5 protein-coding genes are annotated in these 7,728 nt (G+C 71.0%); 3 read left to right on the top strand and 2 right to left on the bottom strand.

Translation table 11 applies throughout. The features are described 5' to 3' along the window. Nucleotides 1-18 precede the first annotated feature (18 nt). Nucleotides 19-1,224, bottom strand: a complete 1,206-nt coding sequence (locus tag ACFP2T_RS29295) for a GNAT family N-acetyltransferase (protein WP_377427239.1) — start codon at nt 1,222-1,224, stop codon at nt 19-21. Nucleotides 1,225-1,522: 298 nt separating this feature from the next. Between ACFP2T_RS29295 and ACFP2T_RS29290 the strand changes: the two genes are divergently transcribed. Then, nucleotides 1,523-3,814, top strand: coding sequence for a rhamnogalacturonan lyase family protein (locus tag ACFP2T_RS29290; protein WP_377427237.1), 2,292 nt, complete (start codon nt 1,523-1,525; stop codon nt 3,812-3,814). 299 nt (nt 3,815-4,113) lie between these two features. Here ACFP2T_RS29290 and ACFP2T_RS29285 read toward each other — a convergent pair whose 3' ends face one another. Continuing rightward, nucleotides 4,114-5,109, bottom strand: a complete 996-nt coding sequence (locus ACFP2T_RS29285; RefSeq protein ID WP_377427235.1) for an LLM class flavin-dependent oxidoreductase — start codon at nt 5,107-5,109, stop codon at nt 4,114-4,116. A 246-nt stretch (nt 5,110-5,355) separates the two neighbouring features. Here ACFP2T_RS29285 and ACFP2T_RS29280 point away from each other — a divergent pair, with 246 nt between their 5' ends. Further along, entirely contained in the window at nt 5,356-6,555 is a 1,200-nt protein-coding gene (locus ACFP2T_RS29280) for a low temperature requirement protein A (protein WP_377427233.1), read from the top strand. Nucleotides 6,556-6,803: 248 nt separating this feature from the next. Beyond that, a complete protein-coding gene (phnD, locus tag ACFP2T_RS29275) occupies nt 6,804-7,724 on the top strand; it encodes a phosphate/phosphite/phosphonate ABC transporter substrate-binding protein (protein WP_377427230.1) in 921 nt (306 codons plus the stop codon). Nucleotides 7,725-7,728 lie beyond the last annotated feature (4 nt).

Raw genomic sequence — 7,728 nt, 5'->3', positions numbered from 1 at the left:
GGGGGGCGGCCCGATGGCTCAGAAGTAGTCGAGTAGCTCGGCTCGGGGGCCGGTGCCGAGCAGGTCGAGCCCGCTCGGGTCCGTTCCGGCGGGACAGTGCAGCAGGCCGGCCTCGGCGACCGCGTACGCGTCGGCGACGCCGGTGTAGAGCAGCGCGAAGCCGCGTACGGAGAGGACCAGTGGTGGCTGCTCGGTGATCCGGTGCAGTTCCGCCGAGCCGCCGTCGACCTCCAGCCGCCAGTTGCCGGCGTTCCACGGTGCGACGTCGTCGGTCAGGGTGAACTCGACCTGGCCGCGTACCTGAACCGGCCAGCCTCGGCTGGTCACCGCCCGGACCACGTCGACCGGCCGGTGCATCCAGACGCGTTGTTCGTGCTGTCGGGCCTGTTCCAGCGGCAACTGTGCGGCGATCGCATCGTGGGCCAGTGGCCACAGCCGTACGGTCGGCGTGACGCTGTGCCAGCTCGCGAGTACGCCGACCAGCTCCCGGGCCGCCTCGGGCGTGGTGGCGAGCACGTCCTGCACGGTGAGTACGGCGTGCTGGTCGTACCCCCGGCCGCGTTCCCAACTCGCGTACCCGACCAGGCGCCCGCCCTGCTCGACCAGGGTGAGCCCGTCGACCCCGTCCGGCAGCGCGCCCGGTGGCTGCTCCCGGTCGAACACGCCACCCCGACGGGTGAGCAGGCCGCAGCGGTGCCTGGCGATCCGGTCGTACAGGTCGGCGACCGCCGGAAGGTCTGAGGACCCGCCGGGCCGGACCGAGAGGTCGGGTGCGGGCCGTGGTCGGGGGAGTGCCACGGTCGGCAGGTCGATGGCCCGCAGGGCGCCGGTGACCTCCCAGCCGCTGCGCCGGTACGGCCCGGTGACGGTCGGGTACAGGGCGCTGACCGCGGCTTCGCGGGCGTGGGCGCCGCGCAGCAGTTGCTGGAGCAGGGATCGGGCCACGCCCCGCCCCCGGGCCTCGGGCAGCACCGCGACTCCCGCGACATCCGCCGCGACCACCCGGCGGCCTGCCCACCACTGCTCGTGGTGCAGGTCGACGGCCTTGCCGACCAGACGTCCGTCCGCGTCGAACGCGCCGTACCGGGTGAGCCCGGACGGTGGCGGCGCCGGGGTGGCCGGCGCGGCGGTCGGGGCGGAGCCGAAGGCCAACCGCCCCAGCTCCCCGGCGGCCGCGAACTCGTCGGCCTCGAGCTGCCGGATCTCGGTAACGGTCGGTCGCATCGGCAGAGCGTAGCCAGCCGGCCAGGACGTCCACCACGGATGTCGGGGTCGGGACGCGGCGGAGCTGAACCCTTTAAATGGTGACGCTCGATATTGTGCGTGGGAAAGCGGTTGCCCTAGCATTCAGGTGCGCTGGAAGCCGTATCCCCGTTGTCGGATTGCCGGTAAATTGTTCCAATTTTCGGCCATCCGCGCGCGGTCCGAGTTCCACCGGCCCCGGGCAGGCCGGTGCAGCATCGCTGTCGCCGGCCGGGCTCCGTATCTCCGTGCCGCGCCCCCGCCTCCACCGGAGTTGATCATGCGCATTTCGCGACATCGCACCACCCTGCTCGCCGCGACGACGGCGGCCGCCCTGACCGCGACCGGCGCGTTCACCGCAGTGGTCGCCTCGGCTGCCGCCGCCGGCTGCCGGGTCGACTACCTGGTGGCCAGCGAGTGGCAGGGTGGCTTCGGGGCCAGTGTCACCCTCACCAACCTCGGCGACCCGGTCACCGGCTGGAGCCTGACCTGGACGTACGGTGCCGGCCAACAGGTCACCCAGGCGTGGAACGCCACGGTCAGCCAGAGTGGCGGCCAGGTCACGGCCACCAACGTCAGCTACAACGGCGCGCTCGGCACCAACGCAGGTGTCACGTTCGGCTTCAACGGATCGTGGACCTCCAGCAACCCGGCGCCGACCACCTTCGCGATGAACGGCACCACCTGCACCGGGACGGTCGGCCCGACCGGCACGATAACGGTCCCGCCGACCAGCACGCCCCCACCGACCAGCACACCCCCGCCGACCACGCCGCCGGTCACCACGCCTCCGGTGACCACCCCGCCGCCGACGAACCCACCGGCCGGGGCCAAGCAGATGGAGAACCTCGACCGGGGCCTGGTCAGCGTCCGGTCCGGCAGCGCGAACCTGGTCTCCTGGCGGCTGCTCGGCACCGAGACCTCCGGTGTGTCGTTCAACCTCTACCGGGGCTCGACCCTCGTCAACTCGACCCCGATCACCGGCGCCACCAACTACCTTGACGCAGGTGCCGCGGCTGGCTCGGCGTACACCGTCAGGGCCGTGGTCAACGGGACCGAGCAGGCCGCATCCGCGCCGGCACTCCAGTTCGGCAGCGGCTACCTCGACGTCCGGTTGCAGGTGCCGCCGGGTGGCAGCACGCCGTCCGGAGAGGCGTACACCTACTCGGCCAACGACGCCTCGGTCGGCGACCTGGACGGCGACGGCCGGTACGAGATCGTGGTCAAGTGGGATCCGAGCAACGCCAAGGACAACTCACAGTCCGGCTACACCGGCAACGTCTACGTCGACGCGTACACGCTGACCGGTACCCGGTTGTGGCGGATCGACCTGGGTCGCAACATCCGGGCCGGTGCCCACTACACCCAGTTCCAGGTGTACGACTACGACGGTGACGGCCGCGCCGAGGTGGCGATGAAGACGGCCGACGGCAGCCGGTCCGGCACCGGCCAGGTGATCGGCTCGTCCTCGGCAGACCACCGCAACTCCAGCGGGTACGTGCTGGCCGGGCCCGAGTTCCTCACCATGTTCAACGGCCAGACCGGCGCCGTGCTGTCGACGGTCAACTACGAGCCGGCCCGGGGCACCGTCTCCTCCTGGGGCGACAACTACGGCAACCGGGTGGACCGGTTCCTCGCCGGTACGGCGTACCTGGACGGACAGCGGCCGTCACTGATCATGGCCCGGGGCTACTACACCCGCAGCGTCATCGTGGCCTGGGACTTCCGCAACGGCTCGCTGACCCGGCGCTGGACGTTCGACTCCAACTCGGCCGGATCGCAGTACGCCGGCCAGGGCAACCACTCGCTGACCATCGGCGACGTGGACGCCGACGGCCGGGACGAGATCCTGTACGGCGCGATGGCCGTCGACGACAACGGCTCCGCGCTCTGGAACACCGGGCACGGACACGGCGACGCGGCGCACCTCGGCGACCTCGACCCGGCCCGGTCGGGGCTGGAGTACTTCAAGGTCAGCGAGGACTCCTCCAAGCCGTCGTCCTGGTTCGCCAACGCGCGTACCGGCCAGATCTACTGGTCGACCGCCGCGGCCGGGGACAACGGCCGGGGCGTGGCCGGGGACATCTACGCCGGCAGCGCCGGTGCGGAGTCCTGGTCGGCGGCGGTCGACGGGTTGCGCAGTCCGTCCGGTGCGAACATCGGCCGCAAGCCGTCGTCGAGCAACTTCCTCGTCTGGTGGGACGGTGATCCGGTCCGGGAACTGCTCGACCAGACCCGGATCGACAAGTACGGCACCAGTTCCGACACCCGGCTGCTCGACGGCAGCGGGGTGGCGTCGAACAACGGCACCAAGGCCACCCCGGCGCTCTCGGCCGACATCCTGGGCGACTGGCGCGAGGAGGTGGTCTGGCGGACCAGTGACAGCGGGGCGCTGCGGATCTACAGCACTCCGACCCAGACCAGCACCCGGATCCACACCCTGATGCACGACCCGATGTACCGGGTGGCGATCGCCTGGCAGAACACCGCCTACAACCAGCCGCCGCACCCGAGCTTCTTCATCGGGAACGGCATGTCCACGCCACCGGCGCCGTCGATCTACCTGAGGTAGCGGTCGGGAACGCCGCGGCGCCGGTAGGGCCGGACGCCGCGGCGGATCCGGTAACGCGAAGCCGCACCGGCCTGCGGGGTCGCTCATCTCCCCGCCGGCCGGTGCGGCACACACCGCGACATCACGCGACCCGTCCCGATCGCGCTTGTCGAACCACCACCGGTATGAACACTAGGCCCCTTCCGGTGCCGGTCGATGACAGCGCGGTGAAGAGTGTGTTTCGCGACCGCCGGGCAGCGTGACCCCGGTCACCGTCGACCGGGCCGGTCGCCAGTCCCCGCCGATCGACGGATCGCCGGTCAACGCTCCCGGCGCAGTCCGCCGACCACCTTCTCCGCGATCAGCTCGTACGAGCGCACCCGGTCGGCGATGTCGTACACCAGGGTGGTCAGCATCAGCTCGTCGGCGCCGGTCCGGGCCAGCAGGTCGGTGAGCTGCCGGCGGACCGTCTCGGGCGAGCCCATCGCCTGCCCCTCCCGCCGCTCGGCCACGAACTGCCGTTCCAACTCGGTGTACGGGTAGGCCGCCGCCTCCTCCGGCGTGGCCAGCGGCTCCGGTCGGCCGCCGCGCAGGCGTAGGAACGACAGCGAGGCCGGCCCGGCCAGCCACTCGGCCCGGGCGTCGTCCTCGGCACAGACCGCGTTCACCGCCACCATCGCGTACGGCTGGTCCAGCCACTGCGAGGGACGGAAGCTCTCCCGGTAGAGCGCCAGTGCGGGCAGGGTGTTCGCCGCACTGAAGTGATGGGCGAACGAGAACGGCAGGCCGAGCAGCCCGGCGAGTCGGGCGCTGAATCCGCTGGAGCCGAGCAGCCAGATCGCCGGTCGGTCGCCCCGGCCCGGGGTCGCCATGATCGGTCCCGGCCGCTCCCCTGTGAAGTAGTTGAACAGATCCGCCAGTTCCTGCGGAAAACCCTCGGCGGAGAGGCCCTCGACCGTACGCCGGAGTGCCAGTGCGGTCGCCTGGTCGGTGCCGGGCGCGCGGCCGATTCCCAGGTCGATCCGGCCCGGGTGCAGGGCCTCCAGCGTTCCGAACTGCTCGGCCACCACCAGCGGCGCGTGGTTGGGCAGCATCACCCCGCCGGAACCGACCCGGATGGTCGAGGTGGCGGCGGCCAGGTGGGCGATCAGCACGGCCGGCGCGGAACTCGCGATCGCCGGCATGTTGTGGTGTTCGGCCACCCAGAAGCGGTGGTAGCCGAGTTCCTCGGTCCGCCGGGCCAGTTCGGTGGTATGGCGCAGGGCCGGGCCGGCGGTGGTGCCGGCGGCGACCGGTGCGAGGTCAAGGACAGACAACGGTACGTCAATCACACGTTCGGCAACCCGGGCAGAGCCGGATTTCTTCCGCCGGCCGCCGGGTCCGCTCGCCGGGCGGCGGCTGCTCCGACCGGTTTCCACCGGGTAGGCCCGCCCGTTTCCACCGGGTCCGTCCGGCCGGTTTTCCTCGGGTACGCCCGGCCGGCGGGTGTCACGTGATATCTCTCGGGGGCGTAAAGCCGGACATCTCGGGTGGGCTGTGCGCGGCGGGAGAAAGCGGACCGAATGGCATTCGGTGGCGGGGCGGACCTGCTGCGCAGAGAGGAAAGTTCGCCACGGGCGACCTTCCTGGAACTCTTCCTCGACCTGGTGTACGTCTTCGCGCTGACCCGGGTGTCGCAGCGGCTCGTGAAGATTCTCACCGAACTCGAGGGGGAGATCTTCGCCCAGACGCTCCGCGCCGTGCTGCTGCTGCTGACCCTCTGGCTGCTCTGGGCGATGACCACGCTGATGACGAGCAGGTTCGATCCGGAGCGGGCGATAGTCCAGATCATCGTCGTGGCCACCATGTTCGCCAGCATGGTGATGGCGGTCGCCGTAATCCGGGCGTTCGAGGAGCACGGCCTGCTGTTCGCGCTGGCGTACGTGCTGACCCAGATCGGTCGGCCGCTCGTCCTGGGGCTGACCCTGCGCCGCGACCCCCGGCAGCGGATCTCCGTCCGGCTGGTGTTCTGGGGGCTCTGCACCGCCCCGCTCTGGATCGGCGGAGCCTTCACCACCGGCGACACCCGGTTGCTGATCTGGGGTGTGGCCATCGGCGCGGACTATTTGGGGCACCTGCTCCGCTGGCCGACCCCGAGGCTGGGCCATGCGGCGAGCATGGAATGGCGTTTCGCGGGCGAGCACGTCGCCGAGCGCTACCAGCAGTTCTTCCTGATCGCACTCGGCGAATCGATCCTGGTCACCGGTTTCGCGTTCAGCGGCAACGAGTTCACCGCGACCCGGTCGGCCGCCTTCGTGGTCGCCTTCGCGACCACCGTGCTGCTGTGGCGGCTCTACTTCTTCCAGGCCGGGTTCGCGCTGGCCGAGGCGTTCAGCAGCGCCCGGGACCCGGCCAGGTTCGCCTGGTCGGCGACCTACACCCACCTGGTGATCGTGGCCGGCGTGGTCACCACCGCCGTCGGCTACGAACTCGTCGTCACCCGTCCACTCGGGCACACCGACGCCGCCTGGGTCGGTGTGATCGTCGGTGGGCCGGTGCTCTTCATGGCCGGCCGCGCGCGGTTCGGGTACGAGGTCTACGCCCGGTTGCTCTGGTCGCGGCTGATCGGGATCGCCCTGCTCGTCGTCGTGGCCCCGGCGCTGGTCTTCGTGCCCCCGCTGGCCGCCGCCGGCGTCGTCAGCGCCGTCCTGCTCGGCATCATCATCCACGACGTGGCCCGGGCCAGGGGCCGGGAGGAGGTGCCCCCCTCGTCGCCGCTGTGACCCGGGCCGAGCCGGGTCGGATCCAGGACCCGTCCGAGACGCTGGCCAGTTGAGTGGAACCTGACCGGTGTAGTGGAATCAGACACACGCTCCGGTCGCCTCTGCCGGGACCGGCCACCGGGCCTTAGAGTCTCGGTGCCACCCGGTACCCGCTCGCGACGGTTCGGCGGGGCGGTCCCGCTACTTCGGGCCGATTAGGGCTCGTCGTCGTGCCCTGCGGCGTACCCAGATGGGAGAGCGAGGACTGCATGCGTCGACGTTCCGCCGGGTACGCCGTATCCGGTCTACTCGCCGTCATCGTGCTGCTGCTCGCCGCCGGGGGCTGCGGGGGTACCGGGGAGAGCGTCGACGGGCTGCCGAAGACGCTCCGAGTGGGGATCATTCCCAACATCTCCCCGGAGAAGCAACGGGCGCAGTACGAGCCGCTGCGCGAGCACCTGACCGGGATCCTCGGCGTCGAGGTGGAACTCTTCGTCGCCAACAACTACGCCGGTGTGGTGGCGGCACTGGTCGCCAAGCAGGTGGACGTGGCGTACCTCGGCGGCCTCACGTACGCGCAGGCCGTGGAGCAGTCGAGCGGAATCACGCCGCTGGTGACCGAGATCGACGAGGAGACCGGGACGCCGCGCTACTACGCCGCCGTGGTCGTTCCGGCCGCCTCCGCCGCGAAGACGGTCCAGGACGTCGTGGCCGCCAAGGGACGGTTCGCCTTCGGCGACGTCAGCTCCACGTCCGGCAGCCTCTACCCGAGGATGATGATCACCGAGGCGGGGGCCCAGTGCCGGGCCGACGAACTGGACGTCTGTCCTCCGCTGCGGACCGTGACGTTCACCGGTGGGCACGACGCCACCGCCCAGGCGGTGTTCACGGGGGCGGTCGAAGCGGGCGGCCTGGAGTTGCGGATCCTGCACCGGTTGGAGCGGCAGGGCACCATCCCGGCCGGGGCGTTGCGGGTCGTCGGGCAGCGCGAGGTGATGGGCTATCCGTGGGTGGCCCGCGACGGTCTGGACGCGGCGGCCCGGCAGAAGGTCACCGACGCGTTCACCGGGATCACCGATCCGGAGTTGCTGGCCCTGATGCGCGCGAAGTCGTACGTCACGGTGTCCCCGGGTGACTACACGGAGGTCCGGGAGAACGCGACGCGGCTCGGCCTGGTCACCGTGCGGTAGCACC

Source organism: Plantactinospora solaniradicis, assembly GCF_042658085.1.
Lineage (GTDB): Bacteria > Actinomycetota > Actinomycetes > Mycobacteriales > Micromonosporaceae > Plantactinospora > Plantactinospora solaniradicis.
Note: the sequence above shows the minus strand (reverse complement) of the source record. Positions and strands in the feature narration are given on the sequence as shown.

Coding starts and splice junctions, on each gene's coding strand:
- ACFP2T_RS29280 (WP_377427233.1), top strand. CDS start 5,356: ATGGCATTCGGTGGCGGGGCGGACCTGCTGCGCAGAGAGGAAAGTTCG.
- phnD (WP_377427230.1), top strand. CDS start 6,804: ATGCGTCGACGTTCCGCCGGGTACGCCGTATCCGGTCTACTCGCCGTC.
- ACFP2T_RS29290 (WP_377427237.1), top strand. CDS start 1,523: ATGCGCATTTCGCGACATCGCACCACCCTGCTCGCCGCGACGACGGCG.
- ACFP2T_RS29295 (WP_377427239.1), bottom strand. CDS start 1,224: ATGCGACCGACCGTTACCGAGATCCGGCAGCTCGAGGCCGACGAGTTC.